Source organism: Caulobacter sp. S45 (genome assembly GCF_009765965.1).
Lineage (GTDB): Bacteria > Pseudomonadota > Alphaproteobacteria > Caulobacterales > Caulobacteraceae > CAHJWH01.
In genome coordinates, this window is sequence record NZ_LMUL01000014.1 from 1,673,846 (window position 1) to 1,698,003 (window position 24,158).

General features: G+C 67.8%; 18 protein-coding genes and 1 tRNA gene. 12 read left to right on the top strand and 7 right to left on the bottom strand.

What is annotated here, in order from left to right; genetic code table 11:
- Positions 1–20: 20 nt before the first annotated feature.
- The 4 genes from GSQ87_RS14860 (at position 21) to GSQ87_RS14875 (ending at position 2,884) form a co-directional block, all read left to right on the top strand.
- On the top strand, positions 21–1,262 hold the full coding sequence (locus tag GSQ87_RS14860; RefSeq protein ID WP_158916145.1) for a dicarboxylate/amino acid:cation symporter: 1,242 nt from the start codon (positions 21–23) through the stop codon (positions 1,260–1,262).
- A 93-nt stretch (positions 1,263–1,355) separates the two neighbouring features.
- Positions 1,356–1,622, top strand: coding sequence for a hypothetical protein (locus GSQ87_RS14865; protein ID WP_158916146.1), 267 nt, complete (start codon positions 1,356–1,358; stop codon positions 1,620–1,622).
- 93 nt (positions 1,623–1,715) lie between these two features.
- A complete protein-coding gene (locus GSQ87_RS14870; protein WP_216839336.1) occupies positions 1,716–2,093 on the top strand; it encodes a hypothetical protein in 378 nt (125 codons plus the stop codon).
- Positions 2,094–2,158: 65 nt separating this feature from the next.
- The gene (locus GSQ87_RS14875; protein WP_158916148.1) at positions 2,159–2,884 is read left to right on the top strand and encodes a hypothetical protein; all 726 of its coding nucleotides are present in this window, start codon (positions 2,159–2,161) and stop codon (positions 2,882–2,884) included.
- A gap of 21 nt (positions 2,885–2,905) precedes the next feature.
- On the opposite strand, the gene GSQ87_RS14880 is transcribed toward GSQ87_RS14875, so the two are convergent.
- The 3 genes from GSQ87_RS14880 to GSQ87_RS14890 all read right to left on the bottom strand — a co-directional run bounded on the left by GSQ87_RS14880 (position 2,906) and on the right by GSQ87_RS14890 (position 5,620).
- Positions 2,906–4,216, bottom strand: a complete 1,311-nt coding sequence (locus GSQ87_RS14880) for a UDP-glucose/GDP-mannose dehydrogenase family protein (protein ID WP_158916149.1) — start codon at positions 4,214–4,216, stop codon at positions 2,906–2,908.
- 121 nt (positions 4,217–4,337) lie between these two features.
- Positions 4,338–4,658, bottom strand: coding sequence for a DUF1476 domain-containing protein (locus GSQ87_RS14885; RefSeq protein WP_158916150.1), 321 nt, complete (start codon positions 4,656–4,658; stop codon positions 4,338–4,340).
- Entirely contained in the window at positions 4,655–5,620 is a 966-nt protein-coding gene (locus tag GSQ87_RS14890; RefSeq protein ID WP_216839338.1) for an ion channel, read from the bottom strand. The genes GSQ87_RS14885 and GSQ87_RS14890 overlap by 4 nt, the downstream gene beginning before the upstream one ends.
- Positions 5,621–5,715: 95 nt before the next feature.
- Between GSQ87_RS14890 and alaS the strand changes: the two genes are divergently transcribed.
- Entirely contained in the window at positions 5,716–8,391 is a 2,676-nt protein-coding gene (alaS, locus tag GSQ87_RS14895) for an alanine--tRNA ligase (protein ID WP_158916151.1), read from the top strand.
- A 169-nt stretch (positions 8,392–8,560) separates the two neighbouring features.
- Here the strand turns inward: alaS and GSQ87_RS14900 are convergent, their stop codons facing one another.
- The gene (locus GSQ87_RS14900) at positions 8,561–9,583 is read right to left on the bottom strand and encodes a cation diffusion facilitator family transporter (protein ID WP_158916152.1); all 1,023 of its coding nucleotides are present in this window, start codon (positions 9,581–9,583) and stop codon (positions 8,561–8,563) included.
- 119 nt (positions 9,584–9,702) lie between these two features.
- On the opposite strand from GSQ87_RS14900, the gene GSQ87_RS14905 reads away from it, so the two are divergent.
- The 3 genes from GSQ87_RS14905 to GSQ87_RS14910 all read left to right on the top strand — a co-directional run bounded on the left by GSQ87_RS14905 (position 9,703) and on the right by GSQ87_RS14910 (position 11,014).
- Positions 9,703–9,776: transfer RNA gene (locus GSQ87_RS14905), tRNA-Gly, on the top strand.
- A 522-nt stretch (positions 9,777–10,298) separates the two neighbouring features.
- A complete protein-coding gene (locus tag GSQ87_RS22355) occupies positions 10,299–10,469 on the top strand; it encodes a hypothetical protein (RefSeq protein WP_174241444.1) in 171 nt (56 codons plus the stop codon).
- 119 nt (positions 10,470–10,588) lie between these two features.
- A complete protein-coding gene (locus GSQ87_RS14910) occupies positions 10,589–11,014 on the top strand; it encodes a hypothetical protein (protein WP_158916153.1) in 426 nt (141 codons plus the stop codon).
- Between the two features lie 52 nt (positions 11,015–11,066).
- On the opposite strand, the gene GSQ87_RS14915 is transcribed toward GSQ87_RS14910, so the two are convergent.
- A complete protein-coding gene (locus GSQ87_RS14915) occupies positions 11,067–15,113 on the bottom strand; it encodes an ATP-binding protein (RefSeq protein WP_158916154.1) in 4,047 nt (1,348 codons plus the stop codon).
- Positions 15,114–15,456: 343 nt separating this feature from the next.
- Here GSQ87_RS14915 and GSQ87_RS14920 point away from each other — a divergent pair, with 343 nt between their 5' ends.
- Positions 15,457–17,346: a CocE/NonD family hydrolase gene (locus tag GSQ87_RS14920; RefSeq protein WP_158916155.1), complete on the top strand. Its 1,890-nt coding sequence runs from the start codon at positions 15,457–15,459 to the stop codon at positions 17,344–17,346.
- 186 nt (positions 17,347–17,532) lie between these two features.
- Here GSQ87_RS14920 and ligD read toward each other — a convergent pair whose 3' ends face one another.
- Positions 17,533–20,148 (bottom strand): DNA ligase D, encoded by a 2,616-nt coding sequence (ligD, locus tag GSQ87_RS14925; protein WP_158916156.1) that lies wholly within the window; start codon positions 20,146–20,148, stop codon positions 17,533–17,535.
- Positions 20,149–20,435: 287 nt separating this feature from the next.
- Between ligD and GSQ87_RS14930 the strand changes: the two genes are divergently transcribed.
- The 3 genes from GSQ87_RS14930 (at position 20,436) to GSQ87_RS14940 (ending at position 22,930) form a co-directional block, all read left to right on the top strand.
- Positions 20,436–20,666, top strand: a complete 231-nt coding sequence (locus GSQ87_RS14930) for a DUF5961 family protein (protein ID WP_158916157.1) — start codon at positions 20,436–20,438, stop codon at positions 20,664–20,666.
- Positions 20,667–20,740: 74 nt separating this feature from the next.
- Positions 20,741–21,601, top strand: coding sequence for a Ku protein (locus tag GSQ87_RS14935; RefSeq protein WP_158916158.1), 861 nt, complete (start codon positions 20,741–20,743; stop codon positions 21,599–21,601).
- 123 nt (positions 21,602–21,724) lie between these two features.
- On the top strand, positions 21,725–22,930 hold the full coding sequence (locus tag GSQ87_RS14940; RefSeq protein WP_158916159.1) for a DUF2252 family protein: 1,206 nt from the start codon (positions 21,725–21,727) through the stop codon (positions 22,928–22,930).
- 27 nt (positions 22,931–22,957) lie between these two features.
- Here GSQ87_RS14940 and GSQ87_RS14945 read toward each other — a convergent pair whose 3' ends face one another.
- Positions 22,958–24,055 carry a YihY/virulence factor BrkB family protein gene (locus tag GSQ87_RS14945; protein ID WP_158916160.1) on the bottom strand — a complete coding sequence of 366 codons (1,098 nt, stop codon included), beginning with the start codon at positions 24,053–24,055 and terminating at the stop codon, positions 22,958–22,960.
- Positions 24,056–24,158 lie beyond the last annotated feature (103 nt).

The following is a 24,158-nucleotide window of genomic DNA, read 5'->3' on the forward strand; positions in this document are numbered from 1 at the left end:
GCGTTCAGGGATCGTCACACATGAATAAGCACTTCACCCTGTTCATCCTGTTCGGCCTGGCGCTCGGGCTGGCGGTGGGCGCCGCCTGCCACGCCTACATCCCCGACCCGACGGCGGCGAAGGCGGTGGCGGCCAACCTGTCGCTGATCACCGACGTGTTCCTGCGGCTGATCAAGATGCTGATGGCGCCGCTGGTGTTCACCACCCTGGCCTCGGGCGTGGCGCACATGGGCGATCCGGCGACGGTGGGACGGGTGGGAGCCAAGACCTTGCTCTGGTTCCTGGGCGCCTCGCTGATCTCGCTGGTGCTGGGAATGGTGTTCGCCGGCGTGCTGCACCCCGGCGCCGGGCTGCACCTAGTCGTGGAGGGCGCGGCGGCGATCAAGCCCGCCCAGACCAGCCTGGCCGACTTCATCCACCACGCCGTTCCCGACTCCGGCATCCGGGCGATGGCGGACAACGAAATCCTGCAAGTGGTGGTGTTCGCCGTGTTCGTCGGCTGCTCGGTCGCGGCGCTGGGCCCCCGAGCGGAGCTGGTCGCCAAGGTCCTGGAGCAGGGCGGCCAGGTCATGCTGCGGATGGTCGGCTACGTCATGGTGCTGGCGCCGCTGGCGGTGTTCGCCTCGGTGGCCGCCACCGTCACCGTGCAGGGCCTGGGCATACTGAAGACCTACGCCGCCCTGATCGGCAGCTTCTATCTGGGACTGATCGTGCTGTGGGCGATCCTGCTGCTGGCCGGACGGCTGGTGATCGGGCCTCGGGCGGGGCAGCTGTATCGCAAACTGCGCTCGCCGGTGCTGCTGGCCTTCTCCACCTCCACCTCCGAAGCCGCCTTTCCACAGACCCTGGAGGTGCTGGAAGAGTTCGGCGTGCCCAACCGCATCGCCGCCTTCGTGCTGCCCTTGGGCTATTCGTTCAACCTGTGCGGATCGATGATCTACTGCACATTCGCGGTCCTGTTCATCGCCCAGGTCTACGACATCCATCTCAGCCTCGGGCAGCAGGTGATCATGCTGCTGGTGCTGATGGTCACCAGCAAGGGGCTGGCCGGGGTGCCGCGCGCGGTGCTGGTGGTGGTCGCCGCGACCCTGAACACCTTCCACATTCCCGAGGCGGGACTGGCCCTGATCCTGGGGGTGGATCACTTCATGGACATGGGCCGCAGCGCCACCAACGTGATCGGCAACGCCGTGGCGGCGGGCGCCGTGGCGCGAATGGAAGGCGGTTTGCGTTCGGAACAGGCGCCGGTCACCTCTTCTTGACCCAAAACCTATCGTTGCAATCGCGTTAATCATTCTACCCAAATAGTGTTGTGGTATAGGCGGCCTTGGCCGATATTGGCCAAGGAGATGCCCATGAACGATAAAGTCCAACAGGCGATCTTCGCGCGCGCGGCCCTGATCGAGGCCGAAGCCGCTGCTCAAGCCCTGCCAGAGGGTCCGCAACGCCGGGCCCTCATCGCCGCCCACCGCCGCCTGCACGCCCGCCTCTACGCCTGCCTGATCCTGGCAGAAGATGCGGTTCCGGGCATCACCAGCAAGGTCGTTCCCGATTCCGGCGGCGGCGACAAGCAGGTCGACTTCGCCGAAGGCGTTGGACCGCAGGCCAAGCAGGCTGCCTGAATGAGTTGGGGGGCGGTCTATGGCTTGGCCGCCCTCCTCGTGGCCGTTCTATCCCGCACCAGTCCTCGGCGAGGCGTGCGGCCGTTTTCACTGATGCTGTTGTTGTACTGGGCGATCTTCAACCTGGTCGATCACCGGATGAACGTCACCGACGGAGTCGAGATCAGCGCCCTGATGGACGCGATCGGCATGTCGCTGGCGATCAACGCCGGCTTCCGGAATTTCCGATGGTGGAAGGCCAGCTTGGCGCTGTGCTTCGGGTGCGAACTGCTGACCCACATCACGATCATGTTCCTGCCGGAGTCTCGGAGTTCATTCTACCAGTACAAGTTGATCCTGAACCTGCTGTTCGCCGGCGAACTGTTCAGCGTGGCCATCCCGACCCTTGTTTTTCACCTGCGCCCGCTTCGCAGCCGCCTGCGGCGACGGGGCGGCCCGCTGTCCGGCGCCGCCCGCGCGCGCGCGGGCTGAACCTCGAACCTTCCATACGCGTTAAGGCCTCGGATGCGGCGTCAGCGCCGCGCTTCGATCGCATCATGCCGCCTATCCGCTCCCCCACCTTGCCGCTCTGCATCCTGTTGACGATAGGTCTCGCCAGCGGTGGGCCTGCGTCGGCGCAGGGCGATGCGCCCTTTATCCCGCCGCCGCCCGCCGACGCGCCGACCCGCGCCTCCACGGCGATCCCAGGAGTGACCGTCACCGGCCACAGGCCGACCACGGTGTCAGGCGTGACGGTGACCGCCGCCGGCTGGTGTCCGAAGCCCGATGAAACCCGTTATCCGGCCGATCACGATCCCGCCGTGGTGGACAGCTTTCCGGCCCAGGGCGCGACCTCGCCCCCCGGGCCGCTGCTGGTGCGGGTGAGCTTCGATGCGGCCATGGCCTGCGACTGGGAGCTGAACATCGAGGGCGGCGAGAACGACCCCTGCGCCAAGGCGGGTGCATGGGCGCTGCCCGGGCGCCGGACCTTCGTCACGCGTTGCACCCTGGAGCCCAAGACCCGTTACGTCTTCCACTTCCGCAAGCACGAAGGCTCCGGCTTCGTCGGCCTGTCGGGACGGGAAGCGGTGGGATACGATCTGGCGTTCGACACGTCCGACGGGCCGCCACCGCCCCCCAACGCCCCTACCGCCGACCCGCGCCCAACGGGCGGCGAGACAGTGAAGGCCTATGTCACCTGTGTCGATCAGGGCCAGGGCGAGGAGGTCGGCGCCTGCCAGAAGGCGCTGATCGATTCCGCAGGCCCGCCGGAAACGCCCTGAACGCCGTTTGGGAAGACGCGCTCAGTCCGCCTTTCGGCCGACCCCGACATAGCTGAAGCCGGCGGCGCGGACCTCGGCGGGTTGATAGATGTTGCGCAGGTCCACCAGGATGGGCGTCCGCATCGCGGCCTTGAGCCGCGCCAGGTCGAGCGCGCGGAACTGGTCCCACTCGGTGACGATCACCACCGCGTCGGCGCCCTCGGCCGCCTCGTAGGCGTTGGTCGTGAACGCCACGTCCTGCAGCAACTTTCCAGCCTCTTTCATGCCCTCGGGATCGAAGGCGCGGACGCGCGCACCCTTGGCCTGCAGCGCCGGGACGATGGCCAGCGAAGGCGCGTCGCGCATATCGTCGGTGTTCGGCTTGAAGGTCAGGCCCAGCAGGGCGACGGTCTTGCCCCCCACCTGATCGCCCAGGGCCTTGGCCACCTTGTCGGCCATGCGCAGCTTGCGCGCGTCGTTGACCTCGACTGTTGTCTCCACCAGCCGGATCGGCGCGCCGGCGTCGGCCGCCGTGCGCACCAGGGCGAGCGTGTCCTTGGGAAAGCATGAGCCGCCATAGCCCGGCCCCGCGTGCAGGAATTTCGACCCGATCCGCCCGTCCAGCCCGATCCCGCGCGAGACCTGCTGCACGTCCGCGCCCACCGCCTCGCACAGGTCGGCGATCTCGTTGATGAAGGTGATCTTCATCGCCAGGAAGGCGTTGGCCGCATACTTGATCAGCTCAGAGGTCCGCCGCTCGGTGAACACGATCGGGGTCTCGTTCAGATACAGCGGGCGATACAGGCCGCGCATCACCTCCTGGGCCCGCTCGTCCAGCGTGCCCACCACCACCCGGTCCGGCCGCTTGAAGTCCGAGATCGCCGCGCCCTCGCGCAGGAACTCCGGGTTGGAGACCACCGCCACGTCGGCGTCGGGCCGCACGCGGCGGATGATGGCCTCGATCTCGTCCCCGGTGCCGACCGGCACGGTGGACTTGGTGATCACCACGGTGAAGCCTTCGAGCAGCCCCGCCACCTCCTCCGCCGCCGCATGGACATAGGACAGGTCCGCATAGCCGTCGCCGCGCCGCGAAGGGGTGCCCACCGCGATGAACACCGCGTCCGCCTCGCGCACCGCCTGGGTCGCGTCGGTGGCGAACGACAACCGCCCCTCGCGCATGTTGGAGGCCACCAGTTGCTCAAGGCCCGGCTCGAAGATCGGGATCTCGCCGCGCTCCAAGCGCGCGATCTTGTCCGCATCCTTGTCGATGCAGGTGACCGTATGGCCGAAGTCGGCGAAACAGGCGCCCGACACCAGGCCCACATAGCCCGTCCCGATCATCGCTACGCGCATCGGCGTCCCTACCTTTCAGCCGCGCCCGTGCGCGGCCGGCAAACGCCCCGAAGGGCTTTCCAAAGCTGGATGGGTTTAGGCGGAATCGTTCCGCCGGTCACTTCGCGGAAAGCGCGGTCCCTCAGTTGGCGCCGACATCGGCGCGCGCCTGGGCCAGGCACTGGTCGAGGTGTTCGCGCACCGCATGCGGGTGGATGTCGACATTGTTGGCGGCCAGATCGGTCAGGACCTTCCGGTAGACGTCCTCGTCGCCCGGATCGCGCAGGTCGGCGCGCACTAGACTGAGGATGTAGGTCTCCAGCTCGCCGTCCTGGAGCCCCATCAAGCCGCCGGCCCATAGCCCGACCAGCCGGTCGCGCCGGGCGTGGACCTTGAACTCCAGTTCCTGCTCGAAGGCGAAATGGGCTTCGAATGCGTGCTCGCGGTCGTCGAACGTGGTCATGTGTCTCGTCGGTTCGTTGAAATGACGGCCCCGGCTTCGAGACCTGCAGCGGATGGCCCCCGCTGAGCTTCCTCGGGCGCGAGGTCGTGGAAGCGGCCGTAATCAATCACGCGGTGGCCGTGTTCGTCCATGGTCAGAATGTCGGCGAAGCCGCGATCCCATCGTATCTCGTGCGGTAGATAGGAATGCCTAGTGTGAATGCGCTGGGCGAAGGTCTCGTCGACGCCGGAAATCACCACGATCAGTTCCGCGTTCTCGGCCAGCAGGGCCGCATCGTCGACCCCGTAGAGCGGGCTGGTCTCATCGATCACGTGCATCACCGTCCAGCTCAGGGCGAACAGGGGCGAACGGGAACGGAGCGGCTGCAACGCGTAGAAGCCGCGATAGCTGATCCCTTCCAGCGTGGTCACGGTGCGCGCCAGGCTGATGCTCACCTCCGCCTCCAAGATCTGGTTCACCCGCGTATTGGCAGCTCGGAACATCAGGGTCCGCACGCCGTCGCGCGGCGTGACCACGGCGATACGGCTGAACATCACCCGCGCCGTGGGCCTGGAGATCCGCGCGAAGATCAGCCCGGTCCCCACCGCCGTCAGCGCCAGGCTGAAGAAGGCCTCCGCCGTCACCAGCAGGTTGGCGAAAGTGCTGTGGGGCGACATGGTCCCATAGCCGATGGTGCCCAGGGTTTGGACGCTGAAGAAGAAGGCGTCCTCGAACGACCAGGGCCGCGCATTGATCAGCCCGCCCGGCTGCACCCAATAGAGCACGGCGAAAACGAAGTTGACCCCGAGGTAGATACCCACCCAGAGCAGGAAGAACCGCCACCAGCTCAGCGTCAGCAGCCGATGGTAGACGTCCTCAAACCGGCCCCGATGAAGCCCGACCACCTTCACCTGCGGGCGGCCGGCGCTCAGCATCTGCGGGTGGGTCGCCCTCGGCCGGCCTGACGGGTCCCCCGCGCCCATATTCCCTCGCCCCTTCACCTGCGCGTAAGCGCCACTGGCCTCTCCAGCTAAGCCTTTCTATATCAGGCGCAACTCGCGCTTCAGCCGGAAACGACATGCAGAGCCTAAACGACATCCGCAGCGCCTATCTGGACTACTTCCAGGCTAACGGGCACCTGGTGGTCCCATCCGCGCCGCTGGTGCCGCAGAACGATCCGACCCTGCTGTTCGTCAATGCGGGCATGGTGCCGTTCAAGAACAACTTCACCGGCGCCGAACAGCCCCCGGCCCCCCGCGCCACCTCGTCCCAGAAGTCCGTGCGCGCCGGCGGCAAGCACAACGACCTGGACAATGTCGGCTACACCGCGCGCCACCACACCTTCTTCGAGATGCTCGGCAACTTCTCGTTCGGCGACTATTTCAAGGAACGCGCGATCGAGCTGGCCTGGAACCTGGTCACCAAGGAGTTCGGCCTGCCCGCCGACAAGCTGCTGGTCACCGTCTACGCCGAGGACGACGAGGCCCACGGCCTGTGGAAGAAGATCGCCGGGCTGGACGACAGCCGGATCATCCGCATCGCCACCTCCGACAACTTCTGGTCCATGGGCGACAGCGGCCCGTGCGGCCCCTGCTCGGAAATCTTCTACGACCACGGCGAGGGCATCCCCGGCGGCCCGCCAGGCTCGCCGGACGAGGACGGGGACCGGTTCATCGAGATCTGGAACCTGGTGTTCATGCAGTACGAGCAGTTCGCCGACGGCCGTCCCCGCCAGCCGCTGCCCAAGCCCTCCATCGACACCGGAATGGGGCTGGAGCGGATGGCCGCCGTGCTCCAGGGCGTGCACAACAACTACGACATCGACCTGTTCCAGGCGCTGATCGCGGCCTCGGTCGAGCTGACCGGGGTGAAGGCGGAGGGCGAGGCTCTGCCGTCGCACCGGGTGATCGCCGACCACCTGCGCTCGACCTCCTTCCTGGTCGCCGACGGGGTCAGCCCCTCCAACGAGGGCCGGGGCTATGTGCTGCGCCGGATCATGCGCCGGGCCATGCGCCACGCCCACATCCTGGGCGCGCAGGACCCGCTGATGCACCGGCTGGTCCCCGCCCTGGTCGAGCAGATGGGCCAGGCCTATCCCGAACTGGTGCGCGCTCAGGCGCTGATCACCGAGACCCTGCGCCAGGAAGAGGTCCGGTTCCGCACCACGCTCGGCCGCGGCATGGGGCTTCTTGAAGATGCGACTCGTGGGCTCGAAGCTGGCGGGGTGCTGTCGGGCGAGACCGCGTTCAAGCTCTACGACACCTACGGCTTCCCGCTCGACCTGACCCAGGACGCGGTGCGCGGCATGGGCCTGACCGTGGACCTGACGGGCTTCGACGCCGCCATGGCCCAGCAGAAGGCCAGCTCGCGGGAGAACTGGGCGGGATCAGGCGACCGCGCCCAGACCGCCGAATGGTTCAAGCTGCGCGACCGCCTCGGCCCGACCGACTTCGTCGGCTACGAACAGTCCGAGGTGATAGGCGAAGTGATCGCCCTGGTGCGCGAGGCCGCCGAGATCGATGTGGCCGATAGCGCCCAGATCGCCGGCGCCGCCGACGCCCTGACCGTCGAGGTGCTGTTCGACCGCACGCCCTTCTACGCCGAGAGCGGCGGCCAGGCCTCCGATGTCGGCGAGATCGAGTGGCCGGGCGGCGCGGGCAAGCTCGACGCCGTCGCCAAGCAGGCGGGCGATCTCTACGTCCACACCCTCACCATCCAGCGCGGCAAGCTGGCGGTGGGCGACCGGGTGCGGCTGGCCATCGACGCCGACGCCCGCACCCGCACCCGCGCCAACCACTCCGCCGCCCACCTCGCCCATGCCGCGTTGAAGAACGTGCTCGGCGGCCACGTGGCGCAGAAGGGCCAGATGGTCGACGCCGAGCGCATGCGCTTCGACTTCAGCCACGGCCAGGCCCTGTCGCCCGAGGAACTGGATCGGGTCGAGGCCGAGGTGAACGCAGTGATCCGCCAGAACCTGCCGGCCAAGACCGAGAGCATGGCCCCGCAGCAGGCCATCGAGGCCGGCGCGGTCGCCCTGTTCGGCGAGAAGTACGGCGAGGAGGTGCGCGTGCTCACCCTCGGCCGCGCGCTCGCGGGCGAAGGCGCCTATTCGGTGGAGCTGTGCGGCGGCACCCATGTGGCGCGCACCGGCGACATCGCCCTGTTCAAGATCGTCTCCGAGACCGGGGTCGCCGCCGGCGTGCGCCGGGTCGAGGCCCTGACCGGCGAGGCCGCGCGCCGCTTCCTGCTCGATCGAGCAGGCGTGGCCGAGGGGCTGGCCTATCAGTTCAAGGTTCCGCCGGCCGAGGTTCCGGCCCGCATCGAGGCCCTGACGGCCGAGCGCAAGCGGCTGGAGCGCGAACTGGCCGACGCCAAGCGTAAGCTGGCGCTCGGCGGCGGCAGCGGCGGCGAGACCTCGGCGGTGGAGGACATCGGCGGGATCAAGTTTATCGGCCGGGTGCTCGACGGGGTCGATGGCAAGGGCCTGCGCCCGGTGATCGAGGACTTCCGCAAGCAGGTCGGCTCGGGCGTGGTGGTCGTGGTCGGCGTCAGCGAGGGCAAGGCCGCCATCGCCATCGCCGTGACCGCCGATCTGATCGGCCGCGTCAGCGCCTCGGACCTGATCAAGCTGGCGGTGCCGGCCATGGGCGGCCAGGGTGGCGGCGGCAAGCCCGACTTCGCCCAGGGCGGCGCCCCGGATGGCGCGCAGGCCCAGGCCGGCGTGGATGCGGTGCGAGCTGCGTTGGCGGGGTGAACGGACTTCCCCCTCTCCCCTTGCGGGAGAGGGAGGGGCCCAGCTTTGCTGGGAGGGTGGGGGGTCGACGGACGCTCGCCGTTGATATCGCAGCAAGACCCCTCAACCTTCCCACGCGTCTATCGACACGCGGGCCCCTTCCTTCTCCCGCAAGGGGACAAGGAGAGCCCTACACCACGTGTTCCGGTTCCAACCGGCAGCCGTAGGCCGCATCCGTCTCGACCTGGATCGTCGCGTGGCCGATGCGGAAGCGGTGGTTCAGCACATCGCAGGCCTGGGCCAGCACCGCGTCCTTGGGCTGGCCGCCCGGCATCAGCAGATGGCAGGTCATCGCCGTCTCGGTCGTGGACATGGCCCAGATGTGCAGGTCGTGCAGGCCCTCCACCCCCGGCAGGCCCAGCAGGTAGGCGCGCACCTGCATCGGGTCGATCCCCGGCGGCACGGCGTCCAGCGCCATGTTCAGCGATTCTTTCAGCAGGCCCCAGGTGCCCCAGACGATCACGCCAGAGATGACCAGGCTGACCACCGGGTCGATCCAGGTCCAGCGGGTGAACAGGATCACCCCGCCCGCGACCACCACCCCCGCCGCGACCAGGGCGTCGGACAGCTGGTGCATGAAGGCGGCGCGCACATTGAGGTCGCCCTTGCGGCCACGAGCGAACAGCATGGCGGTGGCCCCGTTGACCAGCATGCCGAGCGCGGCCACCGCCATCACGGTACCGCCAACCACCTGTTCCGGCGAGACCAGCCGCCGCACCGCCTCCCACGCCACCGCGCCTGTGACCACCAGCAGCACCACCGCATTGGACAGGGCGGCCAGGACCGAGGTCGAGCCCAGGCCGTAGGTGAACCGCTCGCTGGGCTGGCGCTTGGCCAGCCGGTTGGCCGCCCAGGCCGCCAGCAGGCCCATCACGTCGCCGAGGTTGTGGCCCGCATCCGCCAGCAGGGCCATCGAGTGGGCGAGCACCCCGAACACCGCCTCCGCGCCCACGAAGCCGATGTTCAGCATGGCGCCGATGGCGAAGGCGGTCCCGAAGTCGGCGGGCGCGTGGCTATGGTGATGATGGCCGCCGCCATGGCTGTGGCCATGGTGCGACCCATGGTCGTGCGCCGAGCCGCCGGAGTGGTCGTGCTCCTCGTGATCATCGGTGTGATCATGGGCATGGTCGTGGGAATGATCGTGCATGGTCATGCCAAGTCTGACGGGCGTCTGCGACGCTTAGCAGCTACGAAGTCGGACGTCCCCCACCCCATCGTCGCGATGGAAGGGGTGACAGCGGCGGCCCCGTCACGCTAGAACCTCCGCAGAGCGCGGGCATGATGTAGTGGTAGCCTGGCAGCTTCCCAAGCTGCTCGTGCGGGTTCGATTCCCGCTGCCCGCTCCAACGCCCCGTCCGCGCGTCCCCGCCAGCATCGCGATCAAGCCAGCCTCGATCCGAAATCGATGGGCTCATCATAGTAAACCCTCCACCAGCTCACGTTTAGAGACGAGGAAACGCAACCATTCGACCTGTGATTGCTTCTACTACTGATTGAGGTGACACAATGGGACCAGTTCTTAACGCGCACATGGGGTTCGACAGTCGCGAGGCGGCCGAATTTCGAGTTTACGTCTTGGCCGGCTGCAAGCGGCTCAACGTGGATGCACTCCGCGAACTCGCCGATGAGATCCACGAATGCGCCCGTTCGCGGCGTCGCGTGACACATCATTCGCGTGTCCTGGAATTCGATCAGCACCGCCGCCATGCCTGATAGGCGAGGCTCGCACCTGCTTGACCTGCCGCCCCAGGCTCGCCCCGGCGCCTACGATCCGGCGCAAGCGCTGCAATTGCAGCGAACGTCACGGGAATCTGCGATGAAGGGGAGCCCGCGGATACAAGGCGGGTCGTAAAACCCGCGAGCGACGGATGAAGCCTCCCACCAAGCGCCTCTCCGAGCTTCAAGGCTCCGAGCCGCCGAGCCGCCTGTTCGCCCCGCCGACCCCCAGGGTGTCGCGCCTGAAGAAGGCCAAGGTCCTGACGGCGGCGGAGCGCACGGCGTTCCTTGCATCGCGACCCGACCTCAAACCCAAAGCGTGATATCCATCGAGTCGAAGGCAGGAGCAGGACGTCTCCCGCTGCGACTGCCCTCACTCCCTTGAAACGACAGCTCCGCGGCGAGCGACAACGCCGGCCCACCCTTTCGGAACACAGGCAACATGCCCAGAAAACTCATCGATCTGCCGGGGATCGCGGCCTTGGAACAGAAGGCGCTGATGAACCCGCGGTATGCGGAGCCCGATGCGCGGACCCACTACGCCGAGATCGATCAATGCTCGACGGCTAATTTCGGGCTGACGGCGGACGCCGCCGCACAGGTCGCGCGCCCCGCCGATTGGGACCAGATCGAACGCAAACCCATCCGCGAGCAGATCGAAGCGTTCGAACTGGCGGGATGGGACGTCACCGACAGCCGGCGGCGACCACTGCGGATGCTGGAGCATTTCAATCTCCAGCTCTGGCTGGCCGTGCGCGGCGTCGCGGGGCAACTGCCCTTCGCCCCGGCCGACGACGAGGGCATTCCCAACGCCTGGGGCGCTTCGCTGCAGGCCGCCGCGACCAAGTTCCGCCGCGACCGGCGATAACCTGGCCGCCGGCGCTTGGAGCGTTTGGCGAAAAACGCCCGACGCGTCGTTCTCAGCCGTCCAGCACATCGCGGACACGCGACGCGAGCTGCTCGAAGGTGAACGGCTTGGTGACCAGCTGCACGCCTGCGTCCAGGCGACCCTGGTGGACGATGGCGTTGCGGGAATAGCCGGTGGTGAACAGCACCCGTAGGTCCGGGCGCACTGAACGCGCCGCATCCGCCAGCACACGGCCGTTCCTTCCAGGCAGCACCACGTCGGTGAACAGCAGGTCGATCCTGCCGGATCGGTTCAGGATGGTCAGCGCGGCGTCCGCGTCGCCCGCCTCCAACACGGCGTAGCCGAGCTCGTTGAGGATCATCACGCTGTAGGCGCGCACATCCTCGTTGTCCTCGACCACTAGGATGACCTCCTCCTTGAGGCCCTCCGGCGCGCGCAGGTCCTGGACGATCTCGGTGGACGGGAGGTCGCCCCGGAAACGCGGGAAGTAGAGCTTGACCGTCGTGCCCTCGCCCGTCTCGCTGTAGACGGTGACGTGGCCGCCGGACTGCTTGACGAAGCCATAGACCATGCTGAGGCCGAGCCCGGTGCCCTTGCCGACGTCCTTGGTGGTGTAGAACGGCTCGAACACCCGGTTCAGGATGTCTCGCGACATGCCCTCGCCGTTGTCGCTGATCGACAGCACCGCGTACTGGCCTGGCACCACCTCGGTGTCGGTGGCGGTGTAGCTCTCGTCCAGCATGGTGTTGCCGGTCTCGATGGTCAGCTTGCCGCCTTCGGGCATGGCGTCGCGAGCGTTGACCGCTAGGTTGAGAATGGCGCTTTCCAGCTGGTTCTGGTCGAGCTCCACCGGCCAGAGGCGAGGCGCCAGCACCCCCTCCAACTCGATCGTCTCGCCCAGCGTGCGGTGAAGCAGCTCGGTGCTGTCGCGCACCACCGCGTTCAGGTCGAGCGGGGTCGGCTTCAGCGGCTGGCGGCGGGAAAAGGCAAGCAGCCGGGCGGTCAGGGTCGCGGCCCGCTGAGCGCTCTGGGTGGCCATATCCAGGCTGCGGGTGAGCCGCACGCTATCCTGGACCCCGATGCGGCGGATGGTGTCCAGCCCACCGATGATCACCGTCAGCAGGTTGTTGAAGTCGTGCGCGACCCCGCCGGTCAGCTGGCCGAGCGCCTCCATCTTCTGGGCCTGGCGGAGCGCGTCCTCCGCCTTCATCCGCTCGGCCACCTCGTCGGCCACCCGCGCCTCCAGGCTCAGGTTGAGCGATTGCAGCTCCTCTTCCGCGGCGCGGCGCTGGGATATCTCCTGCTGGGCGGCCTGGAACAGGCGGGCGTTGTCGATGGAGATGGCCGCCTGCGCCGCAAGGCCGGACATGATGTCCTCGGCCTGGGCGCCGAACACCGAAGGCTTGGAATGGCCGAAGAACAGGCCGCCCAGCACCTCCCCGCTGCGCGACTTCACCGGCACCGCCAGATAGGAGCGAACCGGCAGGTGGCCTTCGGGCATCCCCTTGTGCGGCGTGTTGAGCCCGTACAGCGGGTCCCGGGTGATGTCGTCGGAGCGGATGACCCGCTCACCGCCGAAGGTCGGCGCGAAGATCGCCGTGTTGCGGGGCATGGGGAAGCTGGCGAACGCCTCCTTTGGCGCGCCGGAAAGGCAGTAGAGCATCAGATGCTCGCCCGCCTCGTTCAGCACGTTGTAGAAGAAGGCTCCAAACTCCGCGCCGGTCAGCTCGACCCCCGCATCGGTCACGGTCTGCACCACCCGGCCGAGGTCCAGGTCCGCCGCCACGGCCGATCCGGCCCGGTTCAGCACCGTCAGCGCACGGGTCTGTTCGCGCAGCGCCTTCTCGGCCTCGCTGCGGATTTCCGACAGCTTGATGTTGGCGGCGACGCGCGCCAGCAGTTCGCGCGCGGTGAAGGGCTTGGTCAGGTAGTCGTCCGCGCCGGCCCCCAGACCCTGGACCTTCGCCTCCTCGCCGGCGCGGGCCGACAGCAGGATCACCGGCAGGGCGGTCAGCCCGGGCTCGCTGCGGATGGCGCGCAATAGGCCGAAACCGTCGAGCTTCGGCATCATCACGTCCGACAGCATCAGATCGGGCGCCCGCCGCTGGGCTGCGGCTAGCGCCGCCTCCCCGTCGCCCACCACGTCGACCTCGTAGCCCTGGCCGTTCAGCAGGCGACGGACATATTCGCGCATGTCTGCGTTGTCGTCAGCCAGCAGGATGCGCTTTCCCGCGCCCGGCAGGGGGCCCTGGACGGCCCCGGCGGCGGCATCGTCGGAGACGGGGCCCCAGCGCAGCGCCTCCTCCACGAATACGTGGGCGTTCGCCAGAGGCATCGCAGGCGCTTGCGCCTGGATTTGATCCTTAGGCAGATGATTTTCACCGAAGGGGATCAGGATGGTGAAGGTCGCGCCTTCGCCCTCGGCGCTCTGAGCCGAGATCGTCCCCCCGTGCAGCTTGACCAACTCCTGAACCAGGGCCAGGCCGATACCGCTGCCCTCGAAGGTGCGCCCCCGCGTTCCCTCGACCCGGTGGAAGCGTTCGAATAGGCGCGTCAGCTCGTGCTGGGGCACGCCGACGCCGGTGTCTTGCACCTGCACCTGGGCGCATCGCCCATCCGGCGTGGAGGCGATGCGGATGGAGACGCCCCCCTCGAAGGTGAACTTGAAGGCGTTGGAGAGCAGGTTGAGCAGGACCTTTTCCCACATGACCCGATCCACCAGGACCGGCTGGGCCAAAGGCTCGGCCTCGATCGTGAAGTTGAGGCCGACCCGCTCCATGGCTGAACGGAAGCCGGAGGCGATCTCGGCGCTGAACGCCGCAAGATCGGTGGGCGTGAAGCTCGCCTGCATCCGGCCCGCCTCGATGCGGGAGAAGTCCAACAGGCTGTTGACCAGGTGCAGCAACCGCTGGGCGTTTCGATGCGCCACCTCGAGCTGGGCCCGGGTCCCGCCCGTCTCGACGTCATCTCCGGCGAGCACATCCTCCAACGGCCCCAGCATCAGGGTCAGGGGGGTGCGGAATTCGTGGCTGACGTTGGAGAAGAAGGCGGTCTTGGCGCGGTCGATCTCGGCCAGGGCTTCGGCCCGCCTGCGTTCGGCCTCGTAGGCGCGCGCGGCGGCCAGGGCGGCGGCGATCTGGCCGGCCAGCAATTCCACAAACCCCTGGTAGCCCTGGTCGCGCGAACGGAACGGGTTGAGCCCCACCACCAGGAAGCCGGCGGGGTCCTGGTCCTTGGCCTGCTGGGGGATGGGCGCGAGCAGGGCCTGCTCCGGAGGCCGGTCCCACGTCCCGGACGGCAATGCGCCGAATCGCGCGGCCAGGTCCCCGACGAGGATGGCCTCGACGCGCGCGCCACCACCCTGCAGGGGCCAGAGGCCATCACGCGGGGTCAGCACCGGTGCGGCCGGATGATCGGGTTCTATGCCGCTCTGCGCCACCAGGCGGGCGGTCGTTCCATCCTCGTCGAACAGGTAGGTGAGCGTGAACGGCAGGTCGGTGAGGTTTTGGGATAGTCGCTCGGTCACCGCTTGGAACAGCTCGTCCTCGGTCTTGGTCAGGCTCGCCGAGGAGGCCAGTTCGCGCAGCGTGCCCATGCGCCGTTCGGTGATGACCCGCTCGGTCTCCTCGACCACCACGCAGAACATGCCGGCGATGGCCCCCGCGTCGTCGAACAGGGGGCTGTAGGAGAAGGTGTGGTAGGTCTCTTCGGGAAAGCCGCTGCGTTCCAGGAACAGCAGCATCCCCTCGGAATAGGTGGCTTCACCCGCCTTCAGCACATGGTCGATCAGCGGCCCGATATCGGGCCAGATCTCGGCCCAGACCGCCTTGGCGGGCTTGCCAAGCGCCCAGGGATGCTTGACGCCCAGGGTCGGACTGTAGGCGTCGTTGCAGAAGAAGGTCAGTTCGGGGCCCCACGCCATCCACATCTGGTAGCGCGAGGTCAGCATCATCCGCACGATGGACTGCAGGCTGCGGGGCCAGTCCTGGGTCGGCCCAAGAGGCGTGGACGTCCAGTCGTGGCTGCGCATCAGCGCGCCCAGTTCACCGCCGCCCTGGAATACGTCGTGCGAACTCCCCGAGCCGTCCGCCGCCGCCATACGAATCTCCCACCGAGCCGGCGAACTCGGTACATCATCGTTTGAACGCGGCAAAGCGTCACGCATGCGGGAACCCGAACTTTGACCTGGCTGGCCTTCGGAGCGGCGTGGAAACCGGGGCCAGGTCCTGGACGAAGCGCTTGAATTCCTCCGCCTTCGCCGCTTCCCCAGGCCAGGGCGGAAGATGGGGCGGCCGGACGGTCGGCGACGATATGGAATTACATCCCAAGGGACTTGGAGTCGGCCATCCAACCTATAAGGTCGGCGACGTTCGAAGAGCGTCGGGGGTCCACCTGTGTCGAAACTAGGCTTGAAGAGCGGCGTGGCTGCGCTCGCGCTTTGCATGCTCGCGTCCACTGCTTGGGCGCAAACCGCCGCCAAGGACGCCGGTCCGTACCTGGACGACATTCCAGCCAAGCTCGCCAAGCCGACGGCGGGCTACGACTACGAAAAGCGCGTGGTGATGATCCCGATGCGCGACGGGGTGAAGCTCTACACCGTGATCATGATCCCCAAGGGCGCCCACGACGCGCCGATGATCATGACCCGCACCCCCTACAACGCCGCCAAGCGCGTCGAGCGCATCCCCGGCCCGTCGCTGCTGGCGGCCCTGCCTCAGGGCGACGAGGTGTTCGCCAAGGACGGCTACATCCGGGTGTTCCAGGACATCCGCGGCAAGTACGGCTCCGAAGGCGCCTACGTGATGACCCGCCCTCCGCGCGGCCCGCTGAATCCGACCAAGACCGACGAGACCACCGACGCCTGGGATACGGTGGACTGGTTGGTCAAACATACGCCCGAGAGCAACGGCCGGGTCGGCATGCTGGGCTCGTCCTACGAAGGCTACACCGTGGTGATGGCCCTGCTCGACCCGCACCCGGCGCTGAAGGTCGCCGCGCCGGAAAGCCCGATGGTCGATGGCTGGATGGGCGACGACTGGTTCCATTACGGCGCCTTCCGCCAGACCAACCTCGACTACATCGCCGACCAGACCACCAAGCGCGGCGAGGCCGACCCGGTGCCGCGCGAGACCTATGACGACTATGAGGGGTTCCGCCGCGCCGGCTCGGTCGACGGCTACGCCCGCACCCACGGCGTCGCCGAGTACCCCTGGCTGCAGCACATGGAGCAGCACCCCGCCTACGACGGCTTCTGGCAGGGGCAGGCCCTGGATCATCTGTTGGCGGAACATCCGTCCAAGGTGCCGACCATGTGGGAGCAGGGCCTCTGGGACCAGGAGGACATGTGGGGCGCCAACCACACCTTCGCAGCGCTCACCGCCAAGGGCTACGGCGACACCAACTACCTGGTGATGGGGCCGTGGCGGCATAGCGGGGCCAACTACGACGGCTCCACGCTCGGGCCGCTGGCGTTCGAGGGCGACACCGCGCTGCAGTGGCGGCGCGACGTGCTCAAGCCCTTCTTCGACCAGTACCTGAAGACCGGCGCGCCCAAGGCCGATACGCCGCGCGTGCTGGTATACAACACCGGCGAGAACCACTGGGACCGGTTCGACCACTGGCCGCTGGCCTGCCAGACCGGCTGCGCGACCCCGCTGACGCCGCTCTATCTGCAGGCGGATTTTGGCCTGGCGTTCCAGGCCCCGGCAGCGGGGGCGACGACTTCTGACTCTTACGTCTCCGACCCCGCCAAGCCCGTGCCCTACCTGCCTCGCCCGGTCCGCTTCGCCGATGGCGACCGGTGGAAGGCCTGGCTGACCAGCGACCAGCGCTCCGTCGCCGACCGCCCCGACGTGCTGACCTACCAGACCCCCGCCCTGACCGCCCCGGTGCGCATCAGCGGCGCGACCATCGCCGACATCTACGCCGCCACCAGCGGGACCGACGGCGACTGGGTGGTCAAGCTGATCGACGTCTATCCCGACGAGGTCCCGTCCAAGCCGGAGATGGGCGGCTACGAGCTGCCTATCGCCATGGACATCTTCCGCGGCCGCTATCGCGACAGCTTCGAGCACCCGACCCCGATCCCCGCCAACCAAGTACAGCGCTACCGCTTCGCCCTGCCCAACAGCGACCACGTCTTCCTGCCGGGTCACCGGATCATGGTGCAGATTCAGTCGAGCTGGTTCCCGCTCTACGACCGCAACCCGCAGACCTATGTGGACAACATCTTCCTGGCCAAGCCGTCCGACTACGCGCCGGCGACCGAGCGGGTGTTCCGCGCCGGCGCCCAGGCGAGCGCGGTGTGGCTGCCGGTGGTGGGGACGAAATAGGGCGGTAGGGCGTGCTGCGTCCTTCGAGACGCCCCTTCGGGGCTCCTCAGGATGACGAGCCTTGGTGTTCAATAACCTTCGTCATGCTGAGGGCGGCGATAGCCGCGTCTCGAAGCACGCAGAGCGACCCAGCCGAGTGTCGGTCATGACAGCGGCCACACCCAAACGGCGGCGGGCGTTCGTCGCCTACACTTTGCCCAGCCGCTTGATCGCCGGCGCCAGCGGGCGTTCGCCGTCGCAGTAACCCTCCCAGGCGACCAGCTTACGCACGAGCGCGGGTACGGTGCGGATGGTGAACTTCGCGGGATCGAGCCCCGTCTTCACTTGGCTCCAGGTCACGGGCATGGACACCGGCGCGCCGTCCCGCCCGCGCGGCGACAAGGGAGCGACGGCGGTCGCCATCCGGTCGTTGCGCAGGTAGTCGAGGAAGATGCGCCCGGTGCGCTCCTTCTTGGCCATAGTGATCAGGAAGCGGTCGGGCGCGTCGGCCGCCATCGCCTTGCAAACGTCGCGGGCGAAGGCCTTGGCGGTGGACCAGTCGACGCCCTCGGCCTTCAGCGGCGTGACCACGTGCAGGCCCTTGCCGCCGGTGGTCTTGCAGAAGCCGACCAGGCCCAACTCTTCAAGACGGTCGCGGATCTCGCGCGCGGCGGCGATCACATCTGTGAAGGCGACATCGGGCGCGGGGTCGAGGTCGAACACCAACCGGCCGGGCTGTTCCGGCTTGAACGGCTCGCTGTTCCAGGGATGCAGCTCCACCGCGCCGAACTGGGCCGCCGCGATCAGGGCCTCGACCCGGTCGAGCTGCAGGTAGGGCGTCTTGTCGCCGAACACCGTGACCTCGGTGAACAGCGAGGACGAGCCGCGTGAGGCGTGGCGCTGGAAGAACCGCTCGCCGTCCACCCCGTCCGGCATGCGGATCAGCGAGCAGGGCCGTCCCCGGACGTGGGCGATCATCCACTCGCCCACCGCCTCGTAATAGTTGGCGAGGTCCAGCTTGGTCACGGGCTGGCCGTCATTCGCGTGCGGCCACAGCGTCTTGTCGGCGTGGGAGATGGTCACGCCCATGACCGGAACCGAGCCGCGCGGCGCCACGGTGCGCACCGCCTTGGGGGTCGGCTCGCTCAGTTCGGCGGTGGCCGGCGCAGGCGTTTCGGCCGCGACCTCGCGGGCGGGCTTGTCCTCGCGCAAGCCCTTGAAGGCTGCCTGGCGGATGGCGCCCTCGCCGGTGAAGCCGGCGTATTCGATCTCGGCCACCAGCTCGGGCTTCACCCAGTGGATGCTGGCGGTCTTGCGCGGCGCGCCCTTTCCCTTGAATGGACTGACGTCGGTCTCCAGCGCCTTGAGCTTCGGCAGCAGCTTTTCGACCTTGTCACGCCCGAAGCCGGTGCCGATGCGCCCGACATGGACCAGCTCGCCGTCGCGGTTGACCCCGGCGATCAGCGAGCGAAACGCCTCGCCCGTGGTGGTCCAGGCGCCGATCACCACCTCGTGGCCCTGGCGGCACTTGGATTTGATCCAGGTGTCGCTGCGGCCCGAAACGTAGGGCGCGTCCAGTCGCTTGGAGACCACGCCTTCCAGGTCCATCCGGCACGCCGAACGCAGCACCGCGTCGCCGGCGGTGATGAAGTGATCGACATAGCGGAGGTTGGGCGACACCCCGTCCACCGCCTTTTCCAGCCGCGCCTTGCGCTCCGATAACGGCAGGGGGCGCAGGTCCTCCGTCCCGGCGAACAACAGGTCGAACACGAAGAAGATCAGGTCGTCGGTGCGTTCCTCCGAGATCGCCGCCTGCAAAGCCGCGAAGTCCGGTGCGCCGGTATGGTCCAGCGCCACCACCTCGCCGTCGATTATACCGTCGCCGAGCCTGGCGCCGGCCGCGACGATGGCGGGGAACCGATCCGACCAGTCCAGCCCTTTGCGGGTCAGCAGCGTCGCCTTTCCACCGGCGGTGCGCAGTTGCATCCGATAGCCGTCGAACTTGATTTCATGCGCCCAGCCGGTTCCGGTCGGCGGCTTCGCCTCAGAGCGACACAGCTGGGGCTCGACGAACTTCGGCAGGCCGGCGGCCGACTTGGGTTTAGCGATCTTCTTCGCCGGCGCCTTGGCGAGCTTTGGCGAAGCGGCGGCGGTGGAAGCGGCGTTGTCGCGACTTTGCCAGACCGCGTCGGACGCCCCCTTGGCGGCGGTCATGAACGGGGTCGCGCCCTTTCCCTCGCCCGCCGCGATCTCGGCCAGGCTGCGGCCCGAAGCGATGGAGCGGTCCTCGGCTGCGAGCGCGCCGCCATCCCCCTCCACCGCCGCCGCGTCGCGGTGCTTGATCAGCAGCCAGTTGTGACGCTTGGACTTGGCGTCGTCGCGCAGGCGCACGATCACCCAGGAGCCGTGCAGCCGCTCGCCCTCCATGACGAACTTCAGCTCGCCCTTCCTGAGCGCCGCATCGACGTCCTCGAACCCGGCGTCCGGCGCCCAGAAGCCGCGATCCCACAGCTGCACCACACCCCCGCCGTACTGGCCCTTGGGGATGGTCCCCTCGAAGTCGCCATAGTCGAGCGGATGGTCCTCGACCTCGACCGCCAGCCGCTTGTCGTGCGGATCGAGCGAGGGCCCGCGCGTCACCGCCCAGGACTTGAACACCCCGTCGTGCTCCAGCCTCAGGTCGAAGTGCAGGCGGGTGGCGGCGTGTTTCTGGATCACGTAGCGCAGACGCGGCGACGTCACGACCTTGGCGTCCCTGCCCGACGGCTCGGCTGTCTGGTCGAAGTCCCGCATCTGCTGGTAGCGGGCGAGTTTCGTGGCCATGTCCGTCCAGCCCCCGGTCGAGCGCCAAACAGCCTGAACGAACGACGTGGTTGCACGATCCAGTTCGGCGGAATCCTTTCCGGCCGCAGTGCGTTCACAAGCGGCCACCTTGATGAGCGGCTCCCTCTCCCTCGAAGGGAGAGGGCTGGGGTGAGGGTGTGGCCGCTGCGCTATCTCGGAGCCCTTGGAGGCGGGGGCCTCTGGCGGCCACCCTCACATGTTCTGCGCTCACCCCCATCCCTGCCCTTCCCCCTTCGAGGGGGAAGGGTAAGCCAAGGAGACCTGAGATGACCGACACCCGCCGCTTCAGCGTCCACGCCCGCCATGTCGAGCGACATCACGCCCGCATCGTCGCCGAGCTCAGCTTCGAGGCGGCGGCGGTGGCCTACGTCGAGGACTTCCCTCTCGCGACCGACGGGGACGAGGCGCTCAGCGTCGTCGTGCGGGACCTGGAAAGCGGCCGCGAGCACTGCTTCCGCGTCGATCTGGAGACCGGCGAGACCGCGCCCTGCAACTGAAGAGAACGAATCGACGACGGAGCCGTTGAGTCGAGTCTTCGCGGGCCGATGAGGGCGCGCCGGGAGAGGGTCAGATGGCGTACCGTCCGACGTGGCAAGGCCACCTGAAGCTGTCGCTGGTGACATGCCCCGTGCATCTCTACACCGCGACCAACGCCGGCGGGGATGTCCACTTCAACCTGATCAACCCCAAGACCAACAATCGCATCAAGATGATCACCACCGACCCGGACACCGGGCCGGTCGAGCGGTCGAATCTGGTCAAGGGCTACGAGGTCGAGAAAGGCAAATACATCCTGCTCACCGACGACGAGATCAAGTCGGTCAAGCTGGAAAGCACCAAGACTATCGATATCGAACGCTTCGTGCCCGAGGCCGATATCGACCGCATCTATTGGGACAACCCCTACTATCTGGCGCCCGACGGCAAGCTGGCGCAGGAGGCGTTCGGGGTGATCCGCGAGGCGCTGAAACAGTCCGGCCAGATCGCGCTGGGACGCATCGTGCTGTCGACCCGCGAACGCATCCTGGCGCTGGAGCCGCGCGGCAAGGGCATCCTGGCCTATTCGCTGCGCACCGAGGACGAGGTGCGCAGCGCCGACGAGATCTTCGACCCGATCAGCGACGCCAAGCCCGACGCCGGCATGATCGCCATCGCCGAGAAGATCATCGAGCAGCGCGAAGGGCCCTTCGATCCCAGCAAGTTCGTCGACCGCTACGAGCAGGCGCTGAAGGCGCTGATCGCGGAGAAGCAGAAGGGCCACAAGCCCGTCGCCTCGGAAGAGCCCGAGGACACCAATGTCATCGACCTGATGGCCGCCCTTCGCGCCAGCCTGAAGGGCAAGGACGCCAAGGCCGAAGCCGCCCCGCGCAAGCCGGCCAGAACCGCGAAGGCCGCCGCCCACACCAAGCCGAAAGCCCGGCGCGCGCACTAGTGGCGTGGTCGAAACGCCTCATCTTCACCCAAAGCTTGACCGCAGGCGCCGATTTCCGCTCCGGAGGCGGACGATTCCGGCGCACGCGCGTTGCTTCCTTCCAATGTTCAGGAGTTCGCCTCCATGGCCGACATCGTCAAACTGATCAGCAACCAGAAGCGTGCGCGGGTGCTGGAGCAGCAGCGCACGCTCAAGATGGCCCGCTCGGCCCACGCCTATGTGCGTGGCAGCGTGGACAACTTCTACGCCTGGCTGGAGACCGACGGCGCGGCCATCATCCCGATGGGACCGCCTATCTGGATTTGCGGCGACTGCCATGTCGGCAACCTGGGTCCGCTCGCGGACGGGGACGGACGGGTCGACGTCCAGATCCGCGACCTCGACCAGACCGTCATCGGCAATCCGGCGCATGATCTCCTGAGGCTTGGCCTGTCGCTGGCGACAGCCGCGCGTGGGTCGGACCTGCCCGGCGTCACCACCGCGCGGATGGTCGAGGAAATGATCAGCGGCTACGGCATCGCCATGCGTGGACCGGGGGCGGACGACTCCGTGCCGGAACCCGATGCGGTCGAAAGCGTGCGCCGTCGCGCGCTCGGCCGTCGTTGGCGCCACCTCGCCCGCGAGCGGATCGAGGACGTCAGACCCGAAATCCCGCTCGGCCGTAAGTTCTGGGCCATCTCGCGCGAGGAGCGCAAGGCGATCGACGCCCTGTTCGAGGTCGAGGCGGTGCGCCGCCTGGTCCTGACCCTGAACACCCGCTCCGACGACAGCGAACTGAAAGTGGTCGACGCCGCCTACTGGATGAAGGGATGCAGCTCGCTGGGCAAGCTGCGCTACGCCGTGCTGGTCGAGATCAAGAGTGCGGAAAACAAGAACAGGTTCGCCCTGGTCGACCTCAAGGAGGCCGTGGCCACCGCCGCGCCCGTGGCCCCGGGCGCCCAGATGACGGCTCATTTCGGCGAACGCGTGGTGGCCGGGGCCCGCGCGCTTTCCCCCAATCTGGGCGACCGGATGATGGCGGTCGATCTGCTGGGCCGCCCCGTCGTCCTGCGCGAACTGATGCCCCAGGACCTCAAGCTCGAACTCGACCAGTTCAGCCGCAGCCAGGCCGTACAGGCCGCGCGCTATCTCGCCTACGTGGTCGGTCGCGCCCATGGACGCCAGATGGACAAGACCACGCGGAAACTCTGGCTCAAGGAGTTGGAGCGCAACCCGTCCGACCTGAACGCGCCGACCTGGATGTGGTCGGGGATCGTCGCGCTATCCGGGCGACACGAGCAGGCCTACCTGGAGCACTGCCGCCGCTACGCCCTGGAGCACGCCGCTTGAGGGCGTGCACCGGCGGCGCGGCGCGAACTAGGGCTCCGTCCCGGTGGCGACCCCGATCTGCAACTCCAATTCCGAGTTCAGCTCGGCGCCGAACAGCACCACGATCATCGACAGCCATATCCAGGTCATGAAGCCGATCACCGCGCCGAGCGGCCCGTAGGTCCGGTCGTAATTGCCGAAGTTGCTGACATACCAGGAGAACAGGAAGGACATGATCATCCAACCCAGCGCCGCCACCAGGCCGCCGGGCGTGATCCAGCGCCACCTGGCGCGGCCGCGGCATGGGCCGTAGCGGTAGAGCAGCGACACCAGACCGGCCACGACCAGCAGCAGGACCGGCCAACGCAACAGGCTCACTCCCGAGACGCCGCTCACCCCGAGCATGCTCAGGGCTGCGGGAACGGCGACCACGGCGGAGACCGCGATGATGGCGAAGACCGTGACCCCGACCGTGAACGTCAGCGACACCGCGTTGAGCAGGAAGAACTTGCGCCGTTCGGTCTCCTCGTAGGCCACGTTCAAGCCGGCGAACAACGCCTTGATCCCGGCATTGGAGCTCCAGATCGACAGCAACAGGCTGACCAGGAAGGCCGCGCCCAAGCGTCCGTGGCTGGCGCTGGCCAGCCGGGTCATCTGGTCGCCGATGACCGAGACCGCGCCGGTCGGCAGAATGCCCGAGAGGCCGACGACCTGGCGGCGGGCGTCGTCGACATTGGCGAATAGGCCGTACAGCGAGACGAACGCGCCCACGGCGGGGAACATGGCCAACAGGCCGTAGAAGGTGATCCCGGCCGCCACGGCGGGAATCTGGTCGTTGTTGAACTCCTTGAAGGCGCGTTCAAAAATCCGCCACCAGCCCTTGAGCGGTATCTCGGACGGTCTGGTCGCGGCGTGTCCCGGTGCATGGCTTCCTACCGCAGGGCCCAGCCCCGCCCCTGCGGATCGCGAAAGAGAGTCCGCCAACAATGCGCCAAGGCCGACAAGGACGCCGAGCGCGAAGGCGGTGATCCCGCCGCTGAAACCGGAGCCCCGCGCCGGCTCGGGAGAACGTTGCACCCGCAAGGGTTTGTCCGGCGCGGCGCGTGGCCCTTCCCCCGCCTTGGAGGTGCGGAATTTCAACTTCATCTCGACGGCCCCAGCCAGCCCGCGGCGATCTGTGGTCCGCCGTCGGCCGCATCAGCAACGCCCCTTAAAGGCTGCGGTTGCTCGCGGCGCCGCAACCTCACGG

Excerpts from the sequence above, each read along its gene's own strand:
- GSQ87_RS14860 (WP_158916145.1), top strand. The coding sequence starts at position 21 with ATGAATAAGCACTTCACCCTGTTCATCCTGTTCGGCCTGGCGCTCGGG.
- GSQ87_RS14865 (WP_158916146.1), top strand. The coding sequence starts at position 1,356 with ATGAACGATAAAGTCCAACAGGCGATCTTCGCGCGCGCGGCCCTGATC.
- GSQ87_RS14870 (WP_216839336.1), top strand. The coding sequence starts at position 1,716 with ATGCTGTTGTTGTACTGGGCGATCTTCAACCTGGTCGATCACCGGATG.
- GSQ87_RS14875 (WP_158916148.1), top strand. The coding sequence starts at position 2,159 with ATGCCGCCTATCCGCTCCCCCACCTTGCCGCTCTGCATCCTGTTGACG.
- GSQ87_RS14880 (WP_158916149.1), bottom strand. The coding sequence starts at position 4,216 with ATGCGCGTAGCGATGATCGGGACGGGCTATGTGGGCCTGGTGTCGGGC.
- GSQ87_RS14885 (WP_158916150.1), bottom strand. The coding sequence starts at position 4,658 with ATGACCACGTTCGACGACCGCGAGCACGCATTCGAAGCCCATTTCGCC.
- GSQ87_RS14890 (WP_216839338.1), bottom strand. The coding sequence starts at position 5,620 with ATGGGCGCGGGGGACCCGTCAGGCCGGCCGAGGGCGACCCACCCGCAG.
- alaS (WP_158916151.1), top strand. The coding sequence starts at position 5,716 with ATGCAGAGCCTAAACGACATCCGCAGCGCCTATCTGGACTACTTCCAG.
- GSQ87_RS14900 (WP_158916152.1), bottom strand. The coding sequence starts at position 9,583 with ATGACCATGCACGATCATTCCCACGACCATGCCCATGATCACACCGAT.
- GSQ87_RS22355 (WP_174241444.1), top strand. The coding sequence starts at position 10,299 with ATGAAGCCTCCCACCAAGCGCCTCTCCGAGCTTCAAGGCTCCGAGCCG.
- GSQ87_RS14910 (WP_158916153.1), top strand. The coding sequence starts at position 10,589 with ATGCCCAGAAAACTCATCGATCTGCCGGGGATCGCGGCCTTGGAACAG.
- GSQ87_RS14915 (WP_158916154.1), bottom strand. The coding sequence starts at position 15,113 with ATGGCGGCGGCGGACGGCTCGGGGAGTTCGCACGACGTATTCCAGGGC.
- GSQ87_RS14920 (WP_158916155.1), top strand. The coding sequence starts at position 15,457 with ATGCTCGCGTCCACTGCTTGGGCGCAAACCGCCGCCAAGGACGCCGGT.
- ligD (WP_158916156.1), bottom strand. The coding sequence starts at position 20,148 with ATGGCCACGAAACTCGCCCGCTACCAGCAGATGCGGGACTTCGACCAG.
- GSQ87_RS14930 (WP_158916157.1), top strand. The coding sequence starts at position 20,436 with ATGACCGACACCCGCCGCTTCAGCGTCCACGCCCGCCATGTCGAGCGA.
- GSQ87_RS14935 (WP_158916158.1), top strand. The coding sequence starts at position 20,741 with ATGGCGTACCGTCCGACGTGGCAAGGCCACCTGAAGCTGTCGCTGGTG.
- GSQ87_RS14940 (WP_158916159.1), top strand. The coding sequence starts at position 21,725 with ATGGCCGACATCGTCAAACTGATCAGCAACCAGAAGCGTGCGCGGGTG.
- GSQ87_RS14945 (WP_158916160.1), bottom strand. The coding sequence starts at position 24,055 with ATGAAGTTGAAATTCCGCACCTCCAAGGCGGGGGAAGGGCCACGCGCC.